Annotated in this window: 18 protein-coding genes and 1 pseudogene; 13 read left to right on the forward strand and 6 right to left on the reverse strand. The window is 72.6% G+C overall.

Annotation, left to right across the window (positions count from 1 at the left end):
* Positions 1–112: 112 nt before the first annotated feature.
* The 3 genes and pseudogenes from ACZ5WG_RS12975 to speB form a co-directional block, all read right to left on the reverse strand.
* A pseudogene (locus ACZ5WG_RS12975) lies at positions 113–544 on the reverse strand (GntR family transcriptional regulator); the annotation flags it as partial.
* A gap of 134 nt (positions 545–678) precedes the next feature.
* Positions 679–2,364, reverse strand: a complete 1,686-nt coding sequence (locus ACZ5WG_RS12980; RefSeq protein WP_468722769.1) for a thiamine pyrophosphate-binding protein — start codon at positions 2,362–2,364, stop codon at positions 679–681.
* A gap of 46 nt (positions 2,365–2,410) precedes the next feature.
* Positions 2,411–3,391 (reverse strand): agmatinase, encoded by a 981-nt coding sequence (gene speB, locus ACZ5WG_RS12985; RefSeq protein ID WP_403736639.1) that lies wholly within the window; start codon positions 3,389–3,391, stop codon positions 2,411–2,413.
* Between the two features lie 116 nt (positions 3,392–3,507).
* Here speB and ACZ5WG_RS12990 point away from each other — a divergent pair, with 116 nt between their 5' ends.
* The 6 genes from ACZ5WG_RS12990 to ACZ5WG_RS13015 all read left to right on the forward strand — a co-directional run bounded on the left by ACZ5WG_RS12990 (position 3,508) and on the right by ACZ5WG_RS13015 (position 9,225).
* Positions 3,508–4,974 (forward strand): helix-turn-helix domain-containing protein, encoded by a 1,467-nt coding sequence (locus tag ACZ5WG_RS12990; protein WP_468722771.1) that lies wholly within the window; start codon positions 3,508–3,510, stop codon positions 4,972–4,974.
* 130 nt (positions 4,975–5,104) lie between these two features.
* Positions 5,105–5,428 (forward strand): hypothetical protein, encoded by a 324-nt coding sequence (locus tag ACZ5WG_RS12995; RefSeq protein WP_468722773.1) that lies wholly within the window; start codon positions 5,105–5,107, stop codon positions 5,426–5,428.
* A gap of 170 nt (positions 5,429–5,598) precedes the next feature.
* Positions 5,599–6,756, forward strand: coding sequence for an acyl-CoA dehydrogenase family protein (locus ACZ5WG_RS13000; RefSeq protein WP_468722775.1), 1,158 nt, complete (start codon positions 5,599–5,601; stop codon positions 6,754–6,756).
* A gap of 35 nt (positions 6,757–6,791) precedes the next feature.
* Complete coding sequence (locus ACZ5WG_RS13005; RefSeq protein ID WP_468722776.1) at positions 6,792–7,670, forward strand: acyl-CoA thioesterase; 879 nt, start codon at positions 6,792–6,794, stop codon at positions 7,668–7,670.
* Positions 7,671–7,778: 108 nt separating this feature from the next.
* A complete protein-coding gene (locus tag ACZ5WG_RS13010) occupies positions 7,779–8,267 on the forward strand; it encodes a hypothetical protein (RefSeq protein WP_468722777.1) in 489 nt (162 codons plus the stop codon).
* Between the two features lie 22 nt (positions 8,268–8,289).
* Complete coding sequence (locus ACZ5WG_RS13015) at positions 8,290–9,225, forward strand: cation diffusion facilitator family transporter (protein WP_468722779.1); 936 nt, start codon at positions 8,290–8,292, stop codon at positions 9,223–9,225.
* On the opposite strand, the gene ACZ5WG_RS13020 is transcribed toward ACZ5WG_RS13015, so the two are convergent.
* Entirely contained in the window at positions 9,222–9,701 is a 480-nt protein-coding gene (locus tag ACZ5WG_RS13020) for a MarR family winged helix-turn-helix transcriptional regulator (protein WP_468722781.1), read from the reverse strand. The two genes, ACZ5WG_RS13015 and ACZ5WG_RS13020, sit on opposite strands and share 4 nt — an antisense overlap.
* 78 nt (positions 9,702–9,779) lie before the next feature.
* On the opposite strand from ACZ5WG_RS13020, the gene ACZ5WG_RS13025 reads away from it, so the two are divergent.
* On the forward strand, positions 9,780–10,640 hold the full coding sequence (locus tag ACZ5WG_RS13025; RefSeq protein WP_468722782.1) for an SDR family NAD(P)-dependent oxidoreductase: 861 nt from the start codon (positions 9,780–9,782) through the stop codon (positions 10,638–10,640).
* A 48-nt stretch (positions 10,641–10,688) separates the two neighbouring features.
* On the opposite strand, the gene ACZ5WG_RS13030 is transcribed toward ACZ5WG_RS13025, so the two are convergent.
* A complete protein-coding gene (locus ACZ5WG_RS13030; RefSeq protein ID WP_468722783.1) occupies positions 10,689–11,510 on the reverse strand; it encodes a phosphatase in 822 nt (273 codons plus the stop codon).
* A 56-nt stretch (positions 11,511–11,566) separates the two neighbouring features.
* A complete protein-coding gene (locus tag ACZ5WG_RS13035; RefSeq protein WP_468722785.1) occupies positions 11,567–12,145 on the reverse strand; it encodes an SACE_7040 family transcriptional regulator in 579 nt (192 codons plus the stop codon).
* Between the two features lie 99 nt (positions 12,146–12,244).
* Between ACZ5WG_RS13035 and ACZ5WG_RS13040 the strand changes: the two genes are divergently transcribed.
* From ACZ5WG_RS13040 to ACZ5WG_RS13065, 6 genes are all read left to right on the forward strand, one after another.
* On the forward strand, positions 12,245–13,861 hold the full coding sequence (locus ACZ5WG_RS13040) for a carboxyl transferase domain-containing protein (RefSeq protein WP_468722786.1): 1,617 nt from the start codon (positions 12,245–12,247) through the stop codon (positions 13,859–13,861).
* A gap of 23 nt (positions 13,862–13,884) precedes the next feature.
* The gene (locus tag ACZ5WG_RS13045; protein ID WP_468722787.1) at positions 13,885–16,032 is read left to right on the forward strand and encodes an acetyl/propionyl/methylcrotonyl-CoA carboxylase subunit alpha; all 2,148 of its coding nucleotides are present in this window, start codon (positions 13,885–13,887) and stop codon (positions 16,030–16,032) included.
* Positions 16,033–16,043: 11 nt separating this feature from the next.
* Positions 16,044–16,964: a hydroxymethylglutaryl-CoA lyase gene (locus tag ACZ5WG_RS13050; RefSeq protein WP_468723053.1), complete on the forward strand. Its 921-nt coding sequence runs from the start codon at positions 16,044–16,046 to the stop codon at positions 16,962–16,964.
* A 7-nt stretch (positions 16,965–16,971) separates the two neighbouring features.
* Positions 16,972–18,132, forward strand: coding sequence for an acyl-CoA dehydrogenase family protein (locus tag ACZ5WG_RS13055; RefSeq protein ID WP_468722788.1), 1,161 nt, complete (start codon positions 16,972–16,974; stop codon positions 18,130–18,132).
* 136 nt (positions 18,133–18,268) lie between these two features.
* Complete coding sequence (locus ACZ5WG_RS13060) at positions 18,269–19,315, forward strand: ABC transporter substrate-binding protein (RefSeq protein ID WP_468722789.1); 1,047 nt, start codon at positions 18,269–18,271, stop codon at positions 19,313–19,315.
* A 53-nt stretch (positions 19,316–19,368) separates the two neighbouring features.
* Complete coding sequence (locus ACZ5WG_RS13065; RefSeq protein ID WP_468722790.1) at positions 19,369–20,319, forward strand: siderophore-interacting protein; 951 nt, start codon at positions 19,369–19,371, stop codon at positions 20,317–20,319.
* The last annotated feature ends 53 nt before the right edge of the window (positions 20,320–20,372 follow it).

Below are 20,372 nucleotides of genomic sequence, written 5' to 3' on the forward strand. Positions count from 1 at the left end.
CCGTTGGTCTTGTCCTGCCGCCTCCCCCAACGCCGCGACCGGCGGATTTCATCCCCCGGCAACAATTGCACCGGGGTCGGCCCCCGGCGACCGCGCTTCACCCGACCGGGGGCTACGGGGCGTCGAACTCGTACTCCAGGACGTACGCGGAGGCGTCGAGGACCATCTCCTTGACCTCGACCACCCGCCCGTCGGCGGCGAAGGCGGTACGGCAGACCAGTACCACCGGGGTCCCGGCCGCCAGGCCGAGCCGTTCGGTCTCCTCCGGGGACGGCATCCGCGACCGGACCTCCTCCCGGAACCGAGCGGGCCCGTACCCCAGCTCGGCGAGCCGGGCGTAGGTCCCGCCGGGGCCGCTGTCGGGCTCCGCGATGGGGGTACCGGCGACGAGGACGGCGTCGAGGTAGGACGTGGCGAGCAGTACGGGCTTCCCGTCGAGCAGGAACCTCCGGCGCCGGACGCAGGCCGGCGCCCCCTCGGCGAGTCCCAGCACGGCCGAGACGGCCGCCGGTGCGGGCTCGTCCCCGACGGAGAGGAACTCGACGGCGGCCGGCCCCTCGGCTCGGAACCGTCCGGTGCCGTCACCCGGCATGCGGATCCTCCCTGATCACCCCTGAATGAAACTGGACATCTCCGGACATCCTAGGCAGGAGATCGGATGGGCGCCCGATTCGGGGGTCAGAGGTGCGTCGGGGCGAACATTTTGAGCGTGGCCGGGAGGAGCAGGAGCGACGGGCCCGGGGTGCCGAGGGACTTGGCCAGGTCTTCGCGGAGGGTTTCCGGAGAGGTGACGGACGCCGGGACGCCGAAGGACCGGGCCAGGGCCACGAAGTCCGGGCGGGTGAGTTCCGTGCCCGTCGTGCGGCCCTCGAAGGAGTCCGTCATGTACTCGCGCAGGATGCCGTAGCCGCCGTCGTCCACGATCAGCCAGGTCACGTCCAGGTCGTGCTGGACGGCCGTCGCCAGGTCGGCGATCGAGTACATCGCGCCGCCGTCACCCGAGACGGCCAGGACCGGGGTGTCCGGTTCCGCGATGCAGGCGCCGAGGGCCGCCGGGAAGGCGTAGCCGAGGCCGCCCGCGCCCTGGGCCGAGTGCATCGCGTTGGGGTGCTTCGCGTCGAACGCCGACCAGGCCCAGTAGGACAGGATCGTCATGTCCCAGAAGGACGGGGAGCGGGCGGGCAGCGCGGCGCGGATCGCAGTGAGGAGTTGGCGCTCCAGATCCACGTCCTGGCCGGCGAGTCGCGTTTCGATCGCCGACAGGACCATCCGGACGCGCTCCGGCGCTTGGGCGTCCTCGCGTTCCGGGACTGTTTCCAGGAGGGCTTGGAGGGCGAGGCGGGCGTCCGCGTGGATGCCGAGGGCCGCGTGGTTGGACTCCAGCTTGCCGAGGTCCGCCTCGATCTGGACGACCCGGCCCGTCGGGAAGAACGTGTGGTAGTTCGAACTCAGTTCGCCGAGGCCGGAGCCGACGACCAGGAGTACGTCCGCGTCCTCGAGGAAGTCCGTCATGTGGCGGTCCTCCAGCCAGGACTGGAGGGACAGCGGGTGCGTCCACGGGAAGGCGCCCTTGCCGCCGAAGGTGGTGACCACCGGGGCGTTCAGCCGCTCCGCCAGCAGGCGCAGCTTGCCCGCAGCGTCCGAGCGGATCACCCCGCCGCCCGCGATGATCACCGGGCGGGAGGCCCGTCCCAGCCAGTGCGCCGCCAGAGCGGTGAGCTCGGGGCGCGGGGCGAGCTCGTGCGGGGTCGCGTCCACGCCCGTGACCTGGGGGATCACCGTTTCCGCGCGGAGGACGTCCTCCGGGATCTCCACCCAGACCGGGCCGTGCGGAGCCGTCAGGGCCGATTCCCAGGCCTCCGCGATCACGGAGGGGATCTGCGACGGGGTGCGGGCCGTGTGGACCGACTTCACCACGTCCCGGAACGACGCCGACTGGTCGCGCAGCTCGTGCAGGTGCCCGCGCCGGCCGCCGCCCAGGCCCGCCACCGGGACCTGCGAGGCGATGGCGAGGACCGGTGCGGATGCGGCGGCCGCCTCCGCGAGGGCCGGCAGGGCCATCAGCGCGCCCGGCCCGGTGGAGAGCAGGAGGGGAACCGCCTCGCCGGTGATGCGGCCGTACGCGTCCGCCGCGAACCCGGCGTTGTTCTCCGTCCGCAGCCCGATCAGCCGCAGGTCCGAGCGCCCCACCGCGTCGAACATGCCGAGCGCGTGCTGCCCCGGCAGCCCGAACACGGTGGTGGCGCCGAGCGAGCGCAGCGTCTCCACGACCAGGTCCCCGCCCGTCCGCCCCGGCGGCGGGGCCAGGGCGGCGGCCGTCTGGGCCTCAGTGGGACGGAGTACCAGGTCGTGGTCGTGCGTCACGTGCGCTTACTCGCCCTTCGGGTTCGCCTTCGCCGCCGCGCTGTGCTTATCGGCCCTGCCTGGCGGCAGCGATCTGACGGCTCATGATCGTGGTCAGCTCGTACGCGGTGTGCGAGGCCGCGACCGAGGTGATCTCGGCGTGATCGTACGCCGGGGCGACCTCGACGACGTCCGCCGAGACCAGGTTGCACGAGGACAGGCCCCGGATGATCTCCAGCAGCTCGCGGGAGGTCATGCCGCCCGCCTCCGGGGTGCCGGTGCCGGGCGCGTGCGCCGGGTCCAGCACGTCGATGTCGATCGAGATGTACAGCGGGCGGTCGCCGATGCGCTGGCGCAGCTGGTCCGCGACCTCGTCGGCGCCGCGGCGGTAGACGTCCGCCGAGGTCACGATGCCGAAGCCCATCTTGGCGTCGTCGTCGAGGTCCTGCTTGCCGTAGAGCGGACCGCGCGTACCGACGTGGGACAGCGCCTCGGTGTCGAGGATGCCCTCCTCCACGGCACGGCGGAACGGCGTGCCGTGCGTGTACTCGGCGCCGAAGTACGTGTCCCAGGTGTCCAGGTGCGCGTCGAAGTGCAGCAGCGCCACCGGGCCGTGCTTCTTGGCGACGGAGCGGAGCAGCGGGAGGGCGATGGTGTGGTCGCCGCCCAGGGTCATCAGGCGGGAGCCTGCGCCGAGGAGCTCGTCCGCGGCCGCCTCGACCGTCTCGACTGCCTCGTTGATGTTGAAGGGGTTCACCGCGATGTCACCGGCGTCCGCCACCTGGGCGAGCGCGAAGGGGGAGGCGTCCTGCGCCGGGTTGTACGGACGCAGCAGGCGGGAGGCCTCGCGTATGGCGTTGCCGCCGAAGCGGGCACCGGGGCGGTACGAGACACCCGAGTCGAACGGCACGCCGACGACGGCGACGTCCGCCGAGCCGACCTCGTCCAGACGCGGCAGCCGGGCGAAGGTCGCGGGGCCCGCGTAGCGCGGGATGCGGGAGGAGTCGACCGGTCCGCGCGGCGTCTGCTCGGTGCGCTCGTTGCTCATCGGGGTGTGCCCTTCTGGATGTCCTACGGTGCGGTCCTTCGAGCGTAAGCGGCGGGTGCCGGGGCGCGAAGTGTACGTTTTATCCACCGAGCGACCTCGAACTGTACGGAGCATCCATGCCCAAGCCCGCCTGGGCCGACAGCCCGCCCACACCTGCGGTCGGGCTCGGCGCGCTGCTCGCCGACCAGGCACTGGACCTGCGGCTGGTCTCCGGGCCGCAGCGGGCGGAGGTGCACGGGGTGCACGCCTCGGAGATGGCGGACCCGTCCCCCTACCTCCTGGGCGGCGAGCTGCTCCTCACGGCGGGGGCGGGGCTGACGGGGCCGGGGCTGACGGGGCCGGAGGCCGGCCCGGCCGACGCGACGGACACGGCCGATGCGGCCGATGCCGCCGATGCCGCCGACGCGTACGTGCGGCGACTGGTCGGCTCGGGGGTGGCCGCGCTCGGGTTCGGGGTGGCGCCGCTGCACGCGGAGGTGCCCCCGGAGCTCGTCCGGGCGAGTGCCCGGCACGGGCTGCCGCTGCTGGAAGTTCCGCCGCAGACCCGGTTCACGGCCGTCGCCCGCGCCGTCTGGCGCCTCATGGCCGAGGCGCGGACCCGCGAGCTGCGCCGGGTCACCGAAGCCCAGCAGGCCCTCGCGGCCGCGGCCGCCCGCCCCGATCCGGTCCCGGCGGTGCTGGCCCGCCTCGCGGCGAGCCTCGGCGGGCACGTACGGCTGTGGCCGGACGGCCGGGCCGCGGGCAGCCCGCCGCCTCCGGAGGCCGGGTCCGTACCCGCGGCCCTCGATGCACTGCTGGCCCGCGTCGGCCGCGCCGAGGGTCCCGCGACCGCCACCGACCAGGCCGACGGCTGGCACCTGGCCGCCTACGCCCTCGGCCGCCACGCCGCGCTCGGCACGGCCACCCCGGCGCGGACCCCCGGCGACCACACCGTCGCCTCGGTCGCGGCCGTCCTGCTGGCCCTGCTCACCGCCGACCGGCCGGCCGGGGCCGAGGCGGCCGCGCTGGCCCGGCTGCTGCTGGGCGGCTCCCCCGCGGAGGCGCTGGCCGGGCCCGGGCCCTGGTACGCCGTCCACGCCCGCGGCGGCGCCGATCCGCAGGCCCTCGCCGCCGCGCTGGGCACCGTACTGCTGGACCCGGCCGGGCCGGCCGTACGGCTCCTCACCGACCGGGAGCCCTCCGCGCAGCCCGGGTGGCGGCTCGGGGTGAGCGCCCCGGCCGCGCCCGACACCCTGGCCACCGCCGACACGCAGGCCCGCCGTGCGCTGGAGCGGGCCGAGGCGGCCCGCACGCCGCTGGTCCGGCACACCGGCGCGGGGCTCGGCGCCCTGGTGGACGCCGCCGAGGCACGCGCCCACGCCGAGGCCCTGCTCGCCCCACTGCCCCCGGCCCACCGGGAGACCCTGCGCGCCTGGCTGGCGCACCACGGCAGCTGGGACCGGACGGCCTCCGCCCTCGGCGTCCACCGCAACACCGTCCGCCAGCGCATCGCGCGCACGGCCACGCTCCTCGGCACCGACCTCGACGACCCGGACACCCGGATGGAGCTGTGGTTCGCGCTGACCCGGGACACCGAGGCCTGACGGGCACCGCCACCGGGACGGCTGCGCCGTACGGATGGACTCGGGCCGCACGGCGGCCGGTGCGGTGCCTCGCGGTGCGCGGCGGCCTACGTTCGCACTGCTCCCCGCCCCCTCCTCGAAAGGCTCACCCGTGCGATCGATCCGCCTCGCCCTGACCGCTCTCGCCGCCGGCGGCGTCATCCTGGCCGGTGCGTCCGCCGCCTGTGCCGACGGCACCTTCACCGTGTACGCGCCGGTCGACAACACGTACTCGATCGTGTTCGGCGACCTGACCCAGGTGGCCGGCGACGACGTGTTCAACGCCGGACGCGACAACACGGTCGGCTCGCACAACGGCGCAGCGCCGACCGGCGACATCGGCATGGCGGCGATGCCCGGGACCCAGGTCCTGAGCAACGAGTCCCTGATGCAGGGTGCCGCCGGCCAGTGGACCGGCGGCATGATCGGCAAGTAGGCCCGGGCACCGGTGTCCGGCGGCCCGCACCACGGGGCCGCCGGACATCACACCCCGTCCCCCTCCCCGACTCTGGACAGCCCGCCCAACCCACGGGTAACTTAATGGTCTGAGCAAGCGCTTAGACACGGCGCGACAGCGCGACGGGCGACAGGATCGAGGAGGCGGCTGTGCGCCGTACCGTTTTCAACGAGGACCACGAGGCGTTCCGCGAGACCATCCGCGCCTTCATAGAGGCCGAGGTCGTCCCGGTCTACGACGAGTGGTTCGCGGCCGGCCAGGCCCCGCGCGACTTCTACTACAAGCTCGGCGAGCTGGGCGTCTTCGGCATCAACGTCCCCGAGGAGTTCGGCGGCGCCGGCCTGGACACCCACAAGTTCGAGGCCGTCCTCTACGAGGAGACCTCCCGCGCGGGCGTGAACTTCGGCGGCTCCGGCGTGCACGTGCTGCTCGCCCTCCCCTACATCAAGATGCTGGCCGGCGACGAGCAGAAGAAGCGCTACCTGCCGAAGTTCGTCACCGGTGAGGAGATGTGGGCCCTCGCGATGACCGAGCCGGGCACCGGCTCCGACGTCGCGGGCATGAAGACCACCGCCAAGCTCTCCGAGGACGGCACGCACTACGTCCTCAACGGTTCCAAGACCTTCATCACCGGCGGTGTGCACGCCGACCGCGTGATCGTCTGCGCCCGCACCTCCGCCCCGCGCGAGGACGACCGCCGCTTCGGCATCTCCCTCTTCGCCGTGGACACCAAGTCCGAGGGCTACTCGATCGGCCGCAAGCTCGACAAGCTCGGCCTGCGCACCTCCGACACCGCCGAGCTGGCGTTCGTCGACGTCAAGGTCCCGGTCGAGGACCTCCTCGGCGAGGAGAACAAGGGCTTCTACTACCTCGGCCAGAACCTGCCCTCCGAGCGCTGGGGCATCGCCTTCGGCGCCTACGCGCAGGCCAAGGCCGCCGTCCGGTTCGCGCAGCAGTACGTGACCGAGCGCACCGTCTTCGGCAAGCCCGTCGCGCACTTCCAGAACACCAAGTTCGAACTGGCCTCCTGCCAGGCCGAGGTGGACGCCGCCGAGGCCGTCGCCGACCGCGCCCTGGAGGCCCTGGACGCCGGTGAGCTGACCGCCGCCGAGGCCGCGTCCGCGAAGCTGTTCTGCACCGAGGTCGCGCACCGCGTCATCGACAAGTGCCTCCAGCTGCACGGCGGCTACGGCTACATGAACGAGTACCCGATCGCCCGCCTGTACGCCGACAACCGCGTGAACCGCATCTACGGCGGCACCAGCGAGGTCATGAAGTCCATCATCGCCAAGTCGATGGGCCTGTAAGGGCCCCTCGGGACAAGGGACTTACCCTTCCCCTCATGAACGAGGCACTGACGACGCTCCTCGATCTGCTCGACCTCGAGCAGATCGAGGAGAACATCTTCCGCGGTACCAGCCGTCCGTCGCTGGTCCCGCGCGTCTTCGGCGGCCAGGTCGCGGCCCAGGCCCTGGTCGCGGCCGGCCGGACCGTGCCCGAGGACCGCACCGCGCACTCGCTGCACTCGTACTTCCTGCGTGCCGGGGACCCGGGCGCGCCGATCGTGTACGCGGTCGACCGGATCCGCGACGGGCGCTCCTTCACCACCCGCCGGGTGGTCGCCGTCCAGCACGGCCAGCCGATCTTCCACCTCTCCGCGTCCTTCCAGACGTACGAGGAGGGCCTCGACCACCAGGTCGCGATGCCGGACGCGCCCGATCCGGAGACCCTGCCGACGGCCGCCGAGTCCCTGCCCGCGTACCGGGAGATCTTCCGCGACCCCGGCACGGTGGAGCGGCTGATCGAGGCGCGCGGCGCGGTGGACCTGCGGTACGCGACCGTCCCGCCCTGGGGCAGCGTCGGCGAGCCGGTCGAGCCGCGCTCGCAGGTGTGGTTCCGTACGGCCGGCAAGCTGGAGAGCGACGACGCGCTCCTGCACACCTGCCTGGCCACGTACGTCTCGGACATGACCCTGCTCGACTCGGTGCTGCTCGCGCACGGCCGGGGCGGCTGGGCCGTCGGCGACGTGGTCGGCGCCTCGCTGGACCACGCGATGTGGTTCCACCGGCCGTTCCGCGCCGACGAGTGGCTGCTGTACGACCAGGAGTCCCCGTCGGCGGCCGCCGGGCGCGGCCTCGGGCAGGCCCGGATCTGGACGCAGGACGGGCGGCTCGCCGTGACCGTCATCCAGGAGGGCGTGGTGCGCGTCCCGCGCGCCTGACCCCGGATCGCCCGCGCCTGACCCCGGATCGCCCCACGGGCTCGGGGCACGACGTGGGCTCGGCCACAGTGCGGAACTGACCGGGCGGGCGGGGCGTCGGCTGGAGGCATGATCGCTTTGCTCTTCACCCTCGCCCTGGTCTCCCCGTTCGTGGGTGTCCTGGTCCTCGGCCGGCTCGCCGTCCACCTGGTGGTCACGGTCCGGCGGCGCCCCGCCCCGGACCTGCTCGGCGCGGGCACCTTCCTGCTGGCCGCCCTCCTCGCCCTGTGCGCCGCCGGCTCGGTCTACATCTGGGGCGTGTCGTACGGGGTGTACGTCCTCCATCCCGACGAGGTGTGCGGATACGCCCAGTGGGGCGAGCACGAGAAGACGGTCGTCTGGGAATCGTCCTTCCCGCTCTCCGTCCACTGCGCCGACCACCCCGGGGATCCGGGCGGGCGGCAGCTGATCCCCGGCTGGGTGAACCCGGTCTTCGTGGCCGCCGCCGCGACCGCCGCGGCCTGCGCGCTCGCGGCGCCGTTCGCGGCCCCGCTGCGGCGCAAGGTGCTCGGCGGCCGGACGGTGGTCCCGTCGGGTGTCGCTGACCCCCCGGCCTGAGCACCGGCCCTACCGTCGCCTCATGCCCGAGGAATCCGAAAGCGTCGGTACGGTCGTCGTCGCCGTGGTCACCAATCTGGGGATCGCGGCGGCCAAGGCGTTCGGCGGCATCGTCAGCGGGTCGAGCGCGATGCTGTCGGAGGCCGCGCACTCGGTGGCGGACAGCGTGACGGAGGTCCTGTTGCTGGCCGCGCTGAAGCGGAGCGCACGGCCCGCGGACGAGGCCCACCCGCTGGGCTACGGGCCGGAGCGGTACATCTGGGCGCTGCTCGCGTCGATCGCGACGTTCGCCGGCGGCGCGGTGTTCTCCGTGTACGACGGGATCCACACGCTGGTGCAGGGCGAGGAGCCGGGCGACCCCGCGCTCTCGTACGTGATCCTCGCCGTGGCCTTCGTACTGGAGGGCTACTCGCTGCTGGTGGCCTGGCGGCAGATGCGGGGCGAGGCGGCCCGGATACGGGCCCCGCTGGGCGTGTACGTGAAGCACACCCCGGACACACCGGTGAAGGCGGTGCTGCTGGAGAACGTGGCGGCGCTGATCGGGCTCGCCCTGGCGGCGGGCGGCCTGCTGGGGGCGCAGCTCACCGGGTCGGGGGTGTCCGACGGGATCGCGTCGCTGCTGATCGGTCTGCTGCTGGTGGCGGTGGCGTGGGAACTGGGCCGCTCGAACGCCCAGTACCTGATCGGGCGGTCGCTGCCTGCGGCGATGCGGGCCGAGGTGCGGGAGGAGCTGTTGACCGTGCCGCACATCGAGGGCGTGCTGGAGCTGACGACGCTGGTGCAGGGGCCGTCGGAGGTGCTGATCGCGGCGAAGATCGACTTCCACGACCTGGCGTCGGCCCGGCAGGTGGAGGCGGCGTGCGAGGACGCGGAGGACCAGCTGCGGGAGCGCTGGCCTGCCATCCGCCGGGTGTACCTGGACCCGACGCCCGGCCCCGATGCCCCGGACGCCCGCTAGGACCGGGGCTGTTCTCCGTTCGCCGGCTGGGCCTTGAGCTTGGCCCAGATCGCCTCCAGCGTGGCTATGTCCGCGTCGTCGAGGCGGTCGTCGAAGACCTCGGCGAGGGCCTCGCGGCGGGTGGCGTCGGCCTCCGCGAAGGCGCGGCGGCCCGCCTCGGTGAGGGTGATGCCGACGGACCGGGCGTCCGTCGGGGACGGGACCCGTTCGATCAGGCCGCGGGCCCGGAGCGAATCGGCGACACGGGAGACCTGGCTGCGGCTGAGCAGGGTCCTGGTGCCCAGCTCGGAGGGGGCGACCGGCTCTTGCTGCACGCTCAGCCACAGCATGACCTCGAACCACGACAGCGGCAGGTCGTGCCGGCGGGTGAGCGCCTGGTCGACCCGGGCGGTGAGGGTGGTTCCGGCCCAGACCAGGCCGTAGAAGGCGTGGTCGCGGGCGGTGAGACCGTTCAAGCTGAGATTCGCGTGCGCCATGAAGGCAGGATACCGGGTTGCGTGCACGCGCACACATCGTTAATGTGTGTGTGCACGCACAAATCTAGGGAGCCTTCCATGAGTACCAAGACCACCGCCAAGACCGTCCTCATCACCGGCACCTCCTCCGGCATCGGCCTGGCCGCCGCGGTCGCCTCCGCCCGGGCGGGCTGGCACACCGTCGCCACCATGCGGGACACCACCCGTGCCGACGCCCTGAACAAGGCCGCCGCCGAAGCCGGCGTCGCCGACCTCGTCCAGGTCAAGCGGCTCGACGTGACCGACGCGGAGTCGGTGGCCGCGTGCGTGGCCGAGGTCGTCGCCGAGCACGGGCACCTCGACGCGGTCGTGAACAACGCGGGCGCCGGCTTCGTGGGCACGATCGAGCAGCACAGCATGGAGCAGCTGCGGAACGTCATGGAGGTCAACTTCTTCGGGGTGGCCGAGCTCACCCGGGCGGCGCTCCCGCACCTGCGCGCCTCGGGCGGCCGGGTCATCACCGTGACGAGCGTCGGCGGAATGATCGGCCAGCCGTTCAACGAGTCCTACTGCGCGGCCAAGTTCGCCGTCGAGGGCTTCATGGAGTCCCTGGCTCCGGTCGCCGCGTCCGCGGGCGTCCAGGTGGCCGTCGTCGAACCGGGCGCCGTCAGCAGCGAGTTCGTGAACAACGTCGGGCTCGACATCCCGACGCTGACCGCCCAGGCGGGTCCGTACGCCCCGGCGCTCCAGGGCTACATCAACCACGCCCTGGAGGTCTTCGGCAGCGGCACCGCCCAGACCTCGGAGCAGGCGGCGGCGCCGGTCATCGAGGCGCTGACCGCCGAGAAGATGCCGTTCCGGATCCAGACTTCCGACTGGGCCCGCGACTTCGTGGGCATGAAGCTCGCGGACCTCGACGGCTCGGCCGTCCAGACCGCGATGACCGGCTGGCTGCGATAGGCCGGCCCCGAACGCCGGCGGGGCCGAACCGAAGCCCCGCCCGGCGGGCTAGCGCAGGCCGGCAGCAGCCAGCAGGTACGCCACCATCGGGTCGTAGAAGCGCGGGTCGCGGACGTGGTCGTCCAGCGGGACCGCCACCTGGAGGGTGCCCTCGGCCTCGCCGATGAACAGCGCGGGGTCGTTGCAGTCCGCGTAGCCCACCGCGTCCAGCCCGCGCTGCGCCGCGCACCCCGCCCAGCCGTGGTCGGCGACGACCAGGTCCGGCTGGGGGCGGTTCGCCGCCGTCAGGCCGTCCAGGATCGCGGCCATCGGCTCCGGGGAGTGGGTGTGCCACAGCGTGGCCCCGCGCTCCAGCACGGCGACGTCCGCGAACTGCCACACCGAGCCCTCGTCCGCGACCAGGCCGGGCGGGATCACCACGATCTCGCAGCCCGCGGCGCGCAGCGCGGCCGCCGTCGCCCGGTGGACGTCCAGCAGGCCTCCGGGGTGCCCCGTGGCCAGCAGCACGCTCTGCCGGTCCAGGGCCGCCTTGCGCAGCCGCGCCGCCATCCGGTCCAGGCCGGACACCGTCAGCTCCGGGTCGATCGTGTCCTGACCGAACCGGTACGCGGCGTCGTCGACGACCCCGCACCGCTCCGCCATCACGGCGAGCACGTCCTGCTCGTCCGCCCAGCGGTCGCCCAGCTCCAGGCCCAGCCAGTAGTGCCGGTCGCCGTTGGCGAGCTTGCGGTAGTGCGACAGGTTGTTCTCACGGGGCGTGGCGACCTGGCCCGAGATCCGGGTGCGGACCAGGTGCTCGACGAGTTCGGCGCGGCTCGGCGGTTCAACTGACAGGGCGTGCGTCTCTATCGGCTTCGGCATACGGCCCATTCTGCCGCCGCCCGGGCCCAGTCGCCGGTTCCATTCCGACCAGCGGACGCGTCGTTTCACCCCGACAGCGCCCCGAACGCCCCGTGCGCCAGTCGCCGCAGCAGCGATTCCGTCGCCTCCCGGCCGAGCGCCGCCAGGTGCGGGGTGGAGTTGAGCAGGCCGAAGACGGCATGGACGGACACCCGCACCTCCGCCTCGCCGACCTCCGGGTGCAGTTCCCGTACGACCTCCACCCACAGCTCCACGTACTTGCGCTGGAGCTGCCGTACGAGCTTGCGGTCGGTCTCCCGCAGCCGGTCCAGCTCCCGGTCGTGCAGGGTGATCAGCGCCCGGTCGTCGAGGGCGAAGTCGATGTGGCCGTCGATGAGGGAGGCCAGTACCCCGTCCGGGTCGCCCGCGGCCTCGGCCACCCGGTGGCGGCCACCCGTCAGCAGCCGCTCGCTGATCCCGACCAGCAGCTCGGCGAGCATGGCGTCCTTGCCCGCGAAATGCCGGTAGAGGCCGGGGCCGCTGATACCGACCGCGGCCCCTATCTCGTCCACGCCGACGCCGTGGAACCCGCGCGCGGCGAAGAGGCGGGCGGCCTCACTGAGGATCTGCTCGCGACGGGTCGGGGCGGCCGCTCTGGTGCTCATGGGAATCCATTCTAGACAGAGCCGTTAGCGCTCGTTAACCTAGGCGGTACATGCGTTAACGCTCATTAACAGCGTGCACCGAGCAAGGGAGCTCGACCGATGCAGCAGGCACCAGTGCTGACGAGCGCCGCGGACCCGGCGTCCGAGGCCTGGCGGACCAACGAGGCCGCCCACCGCGAGCTCGCCGAGGGGCTGCGGGCCCGGCTCGACGCGGCCCGGCTCGGCGGCGGCGAGAAGGCCCGCGCCCGCCACACCGCCCGCGGGAAGCTGCTCCCCCGCGACCGCGTGGACACCCTCCTGGACCCCGGGTCCCCCTTCCTGGAGCTGGCCCCGCTGGCCGCCGAGGGCATGTACGGGGGCGCGGCCCCCGCCGCCGGGGTCATCGCGGGCATCGGCCGGGTCAGCGGCCGCGAGTGCGTGATCGTCGCGAACGACGCCACCGTCAAGGGCGGCACGTACTACCCGATGACCGTGAAGAAGCACCTGCGCGCCCAGGAGGTGGCCCTGGAGAATCGTCTCCCCTGCCTCTACCTGGTCGACTCGGGCGGCGCCTTCCTCCCCATGCAGGACGAGGTCTTCCCCGACCGGGACCACTTCGGCCGCATCTTCTACAACCAGGCGCGCATGTCCGGCGCCGGCATCCCGCAGATCGCCGCCGTCCTCGGCTCCTGCACGGCGGGCGGCGCGTACGTCCCGGCGATGAGCGACGAGGCCGTCATCGTCCGCGGCCAGGGCACGATCTTCCTCGGCGGCCCGCCGCTGGTGAAGGCCGCCACCGGCGAGGTGGTCACGGCCGAGGAGCTCGGCGGCGGCGAGGTCCACTCCCGGATCTCGGGCGTCACCGACCACCTCGCGGAGGACGACGCGCACGCGCTGCGGATCGTACGGAACATCGTGGCGACCCTGCCCGAGCGCCAGGCCCTGCCCTGGTCGGTCGAGGCGCCGGAAGAGCCGAAGGTGGACCCGTACGGGCTGTACGGCGCGGTCCCGGTCGACTCGCGCACCCCGTACGACGCACGCGAGATCATCGCCCGGATCGTGGACGGGTCCCGCTTCCAGGAGTTCAAGTCGGAGTTCGGGCAGACGCTGGTCACCGGTTTCGCCCGGATCCACGGCCACCCGGTCGGGATCGTCGCCAACAACGGCATCCTGTTCTCCGAATCCGCCCAGAAGGGCGCGCACTTCATCGAGCTGTGCGACCAGCGCGGGATCCCGCTCCTCTTCCTCCAGAACATCTCCGGCTTCATGGTCGGCAAGGACTACGAGGCCGGCGGCATCGCCAAGCACGGCGCCAAGATGGTCACGGCCGTGGCCTGCACCCGGGTCCCGAAGCTGACCGTGGTCGTCGGCGGCTCGTACGGCGCGGGCAACTACTCGATGTGCGGGCGGGCGTACTCCCCGCGGTTCCTGTGGATGTGGCCCAACGCCAAGATCTCCGTGATGGGCGGCGAGCAGGCCGCCTCCGTGCTCGCCACGGTCAAGCGGGACCAGATCGAGGGCGCCGGCCAGGAGTGGCCGCTCGAGGACGAGGAGGCCTTCAAGGCCCCGGTCCGCGCGCAGTACGAGGAACAGGGCAACGCCTACTACGCCACCGCGCGGCTGTGGGACGACGGGGTCATCGACCCGATGGAGACCCGGCAGGTGCTGGGACTGGCCCTGACCGCGTGCGCGAACGCCCCGCTGGGCGACGCGGGCTTCGGCATCTTCCGAATGTGACGTGTGACGTGAGGACTTCTTCGATGTTCAGCACTGTTCTGGTCGCGAACCGGGGCGAGATCGCGGTCCGGGTCATCCGCACGCTGCGGGAGCTCGGGGTGCGGTCCGTGGCCGTCTTCAGCGACGCGGACGCGGACGCACGGCACGTAGGGGAGGCCGACACGGCCGTCCGGATCGGCCCGGCGGCGGCAGCCGAGAGCTACCTGTCGGTGGAGCGGCTGCTCGACGCGGCGCGGCGCACGGGGGCCGAGGCCGTCCACCCGGGCTACGGCTTCCTCGCGGAGAACGCCGCCTTCGCGGCCGCCTGCGCGCAGGCGGGCCTGGCCTTCATCGGGCCGCCTGCCTCGGCGATCTCCCTGATGGGCGACAAGATCCGCGCCAAGGAGACCGTGAAGGCGGCCGGCGTCCCGGTCGTGCCCGGCTCCTCGGGCAGCGGCCTGTCGGACGCCGAACTGGTCGCGGCCGCCGAGAAGATCGGCATGCCGGTGCTCCTGAAGCCTTCGGCGGGCGGCGGCGGCAAGGGCATGCGGCTCGTCCGCGACGCCGGCCTGCTGGGCGAGGAGATCGCGGCGGCGCGCCGCGAAGCCCGCTCCTCGTTCGGCGACGACACGCTGCTCGTGGAGCGGTGGGTGGACCGGCCGCGGCACATCGAGATCCAGGTGCTGGCGGACGCGCACGGGAACGTGGTGCACCTGGGCGAGCGCGAGTGCTCGCTCCAGCGGCGCCACCAGAAGGTGATCGAGGAGGCCCCGTCGGTCCTGCTCACGCCGGAACTGCGGGCCTCGATGGGCGCGGCGGCGGTGGAGGCGGCGCGCTCGTGCGGGTACGTCGGCGCGGGCACGGTGGAGTTCATCGTCCCGGGCGGGGACCCGTCCTCGTACTACTTCATGGAGATGAACACCCGTCTCCAGGTCGAGCACCCGGTGACCGAGCTGATCACGGGCCTGGACCTGGTGGAGCAGCAGCTGCGGGTCGCGGCGGGCGCCGAGCTGGCATTCACGCAGTCGGACATCACCCTCACGGGGCACGCCATCGAGGCGCGCGTCTGCGCCGAGGACCCGGCGCGCGGGTTCCTGCCCTCGGGCGGCAAGGTCCTGGCCCTGTCCGAGCCGTCGGGCGGGTCCGTACGGACGGACTCCGGGCTGGTGGCCGGGGTCGACACGGGGTCGACGTACGACCCGATGCTGTCGAAGGTGATCGCGTACGGGCCGGACCGGGCGGCCGCCCTGCGGGTGCTGCGGGGCGCGCTGGCGGACACCGTGATCCTGGGTGTCCAGACCAACGCCGGGTTCCTGCGGCGGCTGCTGGCCCACCCGGACGTGGTCTCGGGCGACCTGGACACCGGGTTGGTGGAGCGGGACCTGGGCTCGTTGCTGCCGGAGGGCGTCCCGCCGGAGGTGTACGCGGCTGCGGCGCTGCTGTCTGTCCCCCACCCCGCCCCTTCCCGGAACCCGGGGCTCCGCCCCGAGGCCCCGGTCCGCGATCACCGGACGGGCCGGGAAGGTTCCGGCGGCTCCGCCGCCTGGGTCGACCCGTTCGGGGCGGCCAACGGCTGGCGCCTCGGCGGTACCCCGGCCTGGACGGTCCACCACTTCCGGCTCCCCGGCCAGGACCCCCTCACCGTCCGCACCCGCCCGTACGGATCCGACACGGAGCTGCTCCTCACACCCGCAGTCGGCAGCGGCGCCGGCCAAGATCCGGCCCCGCCGGCGATTGAGGCGCGGGGTCCGGGGCAGAGCCCCGGGATGCCGGCCCTCGGCCGGATCGTCAGCCGCACCCGGAGCCATCTCACCATCGAGGTCGACGGGGTCACGCACCGCTTCGCGTATGCCGCATCCCCCGAGGGGACTTGGCTCGGCCGCGACGCGGACAGCTGGCACGTCCAGAACCACGACCCCGTGGCAGCAGCCCTCACCGGCGCCGGGCACGCCGGCGCCGACACCCTCGCCGCCCCCATGCCCGGCACCGTCACCGTCGTCAAGGTGGCCGTCGGGGACCAGGTCATCGCGGGCCAGAGCCTGCTCGTCGTCGAGGCGATGAAGATGGAGCACGTCATCTCCGCCCCGCACGCCGGGACCGTCACCGAACTCGACGTCACCCCGGGCACCACCGTCGCCATGGACCAGGTCCTGGCCGTGGTCACCCCCGAAGCGGAGGAGGAGGGCGCGTGAACGGGCTGCCCATGACCGTCCCGGCCCCCGGGCTGCCGGCCCGCGTCCGCATCCACGAGGTCGGCGCCCGCGACGGGCTGCAGAACGAGAAGACGGCCGTACCCACCCACGTCAAGGCCGAGTTCATCCACCGGCTGGCCGCGGCCGGGCTGACCACCATCGAGGCGACCAGCTTCGTGCACCCCAAGTGGGTGCCCCAACTGGCTGACGCCGAGGAGCTGTTCCCGCAGCTCCAGGACCTGGCCGGGGTCCACCTCCCCGTCCTGGTCCCCAACGAGCGCGGGCTCGACCGCGCCCTGGCCCTCGGCGCGGGCCGCATCGCGGTCTTCGGCTCGGCGACCGAGACCTTCGCCTCGCGCAACCTCAACCGGACCGTCGCCGAGTCCCTCGCCATGTTCGAGCCCGTCGTGGCCCGCGCCAAGGAGGGCAAGGCGCACGTCCGCGGCTATCTCTCCATGTGCTTCGGCGACCCCTGGGAGGGCTCCGTCCCGGTCCACCAGGTGGTCCGCGTGGCCAGGGCCCTGCTCGACCTCGGCTGCGACGAGCTCAGCCTCGGCGACACCATCGGCGTCGCCACCCCCGGCCACGTCCAGGCCCTCCTCAGCGAGCTCAACGAGGAGGGCGTCACGACCGACCGGATCGGCGTGCACTTCCACGACACCTACGGCCAGGCCCTGTCCAACACCCTCGCCGCGCTCCAGCACGGAGTGACCACCGTCGACGCCTCCGCAGGCGGCCTCGGCGGCTGCCCGTACGCGAAGAGCGCCACCGGGAACCTCGCCACCGAGGACCTGGTGTGGATGCTCGACGGCCTCGGTATCGAGACCGGCGTCGACCTGGCCGCCCTCACCGCCACGAGCGTGTGGATGGCCGAACAGCTGGGACGCCCCAGCCCCTCCCGTACCGTCCGCGCCCTCTCCCACAAGGAGTAACGAAGACATGCCCCTCGACCACCGGCTCACCCCCGAGCACGAGGAACTCCGCCGCACCGTCGAGGCGTTCGCGCACGACGTCATCGCCCCCAAGATCGGTGACCTGTACGAGCGGCACGAGTTCCCGTACGAGATCGTCCGCGAGATGGGCCGCATGGGCCTGTTCGGCCTGCCCTTCCCGGAGGAGTACGGCGGCATGGGCGGCGACTACCTCGCCCTCGGCATCGCCCTGGAGGAGCTGGCCCGCGTCGACTCCTCGGTCGCCATCACCCTGGAGGCGGGCGTCTCGCTGGGCGCCATGCCCATCTACCTCTTCGGCACCGAGGAGCAGAAGCAGCAGTGGCTGCCGAAGATGTGCGCCGGCGAGGTGCTCGGCGCCTTCGGCCTGACGGAGCCGGACGGCGGCTCCGACGCCGGCGGCACCCGCACGACGGCCGTCAAGGACGGCGACGAGTGGGTGATCAACGGCTCGAAGTGCTTCATCACCAACTCCGGTACGGACATCACCGGTCTGGTCACCGTCACCGCGGTGACGGGCCGCAAGGCAGACGGCCGCCCGGAGATCTCCTCGATCATCGTCCCGTCCGGCACCCCCGGCTTCACGGTGGCCGCCCCCTACTCCAAGGTCGGCTGGAACTCGTCGGACACCCGCGAGCTGGCGTTCGACGACGTGCGGGTGCCGCTGGCGAACCTGGTCGGCCAGGAGGGCCGCGGCTACGCCCAGTTCCTGCGGATCCTCGACGAGGGCCGTATCGCGATCTCGGCGCTCGCCACGGGCCTCGCGCAGGGCTGCGTGGACGAGTCGGTGAAGTACGCGAAGGAGCGCAAGGCCTTCGGCCGGCCCATCGGCGACAACCAGGCCATCCAGTTCAAGCTGGCGGACATGGAGATGCGCGCCCACATGGCGCGGATCGGCTGGCGTGACGCGGCCTCCCGCCTCGTGGCCGGGGAGCCGTTCAAGAAGGAGGCGGCGATCGCGAAGCTGTACTCCTCGACGGTCGCCGTCGACAACGCGCGCGAGGCCACCCAGATCCACGGCGGCTACGGGTTCATGAACGAGTACCCCGTGGCGCGCATGTGGCGGGATTCCAAGATCCTCGAGATCGGCGAGGGCACCAGCGAGGTGCAGCGCATGCTCATCGCCCGTGAGCTGGGCTTCGCCGGCTAGACACCGCAGATCGCAGTACGCACGAGGGGGCCTTGAGGAAACTTAGGGCCCCCTTACCGTTTTCGGCCAAGGTTAGGCTAACCTTCCCTCCGAACGGCCCAGTGGCCGCCCGGCACGCACGAAAGCGGACATCGACATGCCCAAGTCCCGTACCTCCTACCTCTCCCGTCGCGGTCTCATCGCCGCCGGCGGCGCCCTCGGCCTCGTCGCGGCCCTCACCGCATGCGGCGGCTCCGACTCGGCGAAGAGCGAGGCGGGCGACAAGGACAAGGGCGCTTCGGCCTCGGGCGCCTGGAACTTCAAGGACGACCTCGGCAAGGACATCAGCCTCAAGGCCAAGCCGAAGAACATCGTGGCCTACACCGGCACCGCCGCCGCGCTCCACGACTACGGCGTCCAGGTCAAGGGCGTCTTCGGCCCGACCAAGACCGCCGACGGCAAGGCCGACAAGATGGCCGGCTCGATGGACGTCTCCAAGGTCGAGATCCTCGGCAACGTCTACGACGAGTTCAACGTCGAGAAGTACGCGGCCCTCCAGCCCGAGCTGCTGGTCACCAACACCTGGGACGGCAGCTACTGGTTCGTCCCGGAGGCCTCCAAGGACAAGATCCTGAAGCTGGCCCCGGCCGCCGCGATCGGCGTGGGCGGCGACGCCTCCCTCGACAAGGCGCTGGAGCGCACGGCCGACCTCGCCAAGTCCCTGGGCGCCGACCTGAACACCAAGCAGACCGCCGACGCCAAGGCCCGCTTCGAGTCGGCCGCCACCAAGGTCCGCGAGGCCACCAAGGCCAACCCGGGCATCAAGGTGCTCGTCGGCTCCGGCTCCGCCGACCTGTTCTACGTCTCCACCCCGAAGACCTCGGCCGACCTGAAGTACTTCGAGACCCTCGGCGTCGAGTTCGTCGCCCCGGAGCAGGACAAGCTGGACGCGGGCGGCTTCTTCGAGAGCCTCAGCTGGGAGAACGCCGGCAAGTACAAGGCCGACCTGGTCCTGCTCGACAACCGCACCGGCACGCTGCAGCCGGAGGAGCTGAAGGCCAAGCCGACCTGGGCCGAGCTGCCCGCCGTCAAGGCCGGCCAGGTCGCCCCGCGCGTGACCGAGCCGATCTACTCGTACGACAAGTGCGCCCAGATCCTCGAGGACCTCGCGAAGTCCATCCAGAACGCCAAGAAGGTCGGCTGACCCTCGGCGACCCGACCAGGCACCGTTTCCACTGACGAGGGGGGACTCTCCGCATGACCGCCACCGCACCCGACGCCACGGTGTCCGACGCCACGGTGTCCGACGCCACCGCATCCGGCACCGCCCCGGCCGCCGCCCACTTCCGGTTCTTCGAACTCGAAGTGCTCCGCACGCGCCGCCTCGGGCACTCGTTCCTGCGGGTCACGTTCGGCGGGGAGTCCCTCTCGGGCTTCCGTTCGGGCGGCTACGACCAGAGCCTCTCGCTCTTCCTGCCGCCCGCCCACCAGGAGCACACCGTTCTCCCGTCCACGGACGAGGACACCTGGTTCGCGGCCTGGCGCGGAATGCCGGACGAGGAGCGGCCGGTGATGCGCTCGTACACCGTGCGCGAGCAGCGCCGTACGCCCGAGGGCGCCGACGAGGTCGACATCGACTTCGTGCTCCACGGGGACACCTCCCCGGCCTCGTACTGGGCCGGCCGGGCGGTGACCGGCCGCCGGATCACGGCGATCGGCCCGGCCGTCGCGGAGAACAAGTCCGTACGGTTCCAGCCGCCGGCCGGCACCGACGCGTTGCTCATGTACGCGGACGAGACCGCGCTCCCCGCGGCCGCCGCGATCCTGGACCGGCTCCCCGCCGGGACCCGGGTCGCCGCATGGTTCGAGGTCCCGCACGCCGACGACCGGCTCGTCCTGCCGACGCTCGCCGACGCGGACATCACCTGGATCGTGCGGGGGAGCGGCGCGGGCAAGGAGCGCACCGAGCGCGTACTGGAGGCGCTCCGGGCGGCCGAACTGCCGGTCGCCGAAGCTCCGTACGCCTGGCTCGCGGGCGAGTCCGGCACGATTCGTGCGGTCCGCCGGCATGTCGTGCAGGAACGTTCCATCGACCGGCGCGCGGTGCGTTTCACCGGGTACTGGCGTCTCGGTGCGAGCGAGGAGGAACTCCTCGCCGAGGCGTACGCGGGCCAGGCGGCCAGCGAGGAACCCACGTCCGAGCTGTAGCAACTCCCGCTTTCCCCACCCCTCTTCAGCGATGGGCCCCGGTTTTCGGCCGG

It is taken from the genome of Streptomyces sp. NPDC032745, assembly GCF_055579465.1.

Coding starts and splice junctions, on each gene's coding strand:
- speB (WP_403736639.1), bottom strand. CDS start 3,391: ATGAGCAACGAGCGCACCGAGCAGACGCCGCGCGGACCGGTCGACTCC.
- ACZ5WG_RS12990 (WP_468722771.1), top strand. CDS start 3,508: ATGCCCAAGCCCGCCTGGGCCGACAGCCCGCCCACACCTGCGGTCGGG.
- ACZ5WG_RS13005 (WP_468722776.1), top strand. CDS start 6,792: ATGAACGAGGCACTGACGACGCTCCTCGATCTGCTCGACCTCGAGCAG.
- ACZ5WG_RS13010 (WP_468722777.1), top strand. CDS start 7,779: ATGATCGCTTTGCTCTTCACCCTCGCCCTGGTCTCCCCGTTCGTGGGT.
- ACZ5WG_RS13015 (WP_468722779.1), top strand. CDS start 8,290: ATGCCCGAGGAATCCGAAAGCGTCGGTACGGTCGTCGTCGCCGTGGTC.
- ACZ5WG_RS13020 (WP_468722781.1), bottom strand. CDS start 9,701: ATGGCGCACGCGAATCTCAGCTTGAACGGTCTCACCGCCCGCGACCAC.
- ACZ5WG_RS13025 (WP_468722782.1), top strand. CDS start 9,780: ATGAGTACCAAGACCACCGCCAAGACCGTCCTCATCACCGGCACCTCC.
- ACZ5WG_RS13030 (WP_468722783.1), bottom strand. CDS start 11,510: ATGGGCCGTATGCCGAAGCCGATAGAGACGCACGCCCTGTCAGTTGAA.
- ACZ5WG_RS13035 (WP_468722785.1), bottom strand. CDS start 12,145: ATGAGCACCAGAGCGGCCGCCCCGACCCGTCGCGAGCAGATCCTCAGT.
- ACZ5WG_RS13040 (WP_468722786.1), top strand. CDS start 12,245: ATGCAGCAGGCACCAGTGCTGACGAGCGCCGCGGACCCGGCGTCCGAG.
- ACZ5WG_RS13045 (WP_468722787.1), top strand. CDS start 13,885: ATGTTCAGCACTGTTCTGGTCGCGAACCGGGGCGAGATCGCGGTCCGG.
- ACZ5WG_RS13050 (WP_468723053.1), top strand. CDS start 16,044: ATGACCGTCCCGGCCCCCGGGCTGCCGGCCCGCGTCCGCATCCACGAG.
- ACZ5WG_RS13055 (WP_468722788.1), top strand. CDS start 16,972: ATGCCCCTCGACCACCGGCTCACCCCCGAGCACGAGGAACTCCGCCGC.
- ACZ5WG_RS13060 (WP_468722789.1), top strand. CDS start 18,269: ATGCCCAAGTCCCGTACCTCCTACCTCTCCCGTCGCGGTCTCATCGCC.
- ACZ5WG_RS13065 (WP_468722790.1), top strand. CDS start 19,369: ATGACCGCCACCGCACCCGACGCCACGGTGTCCGACGCCACGGTGTCC.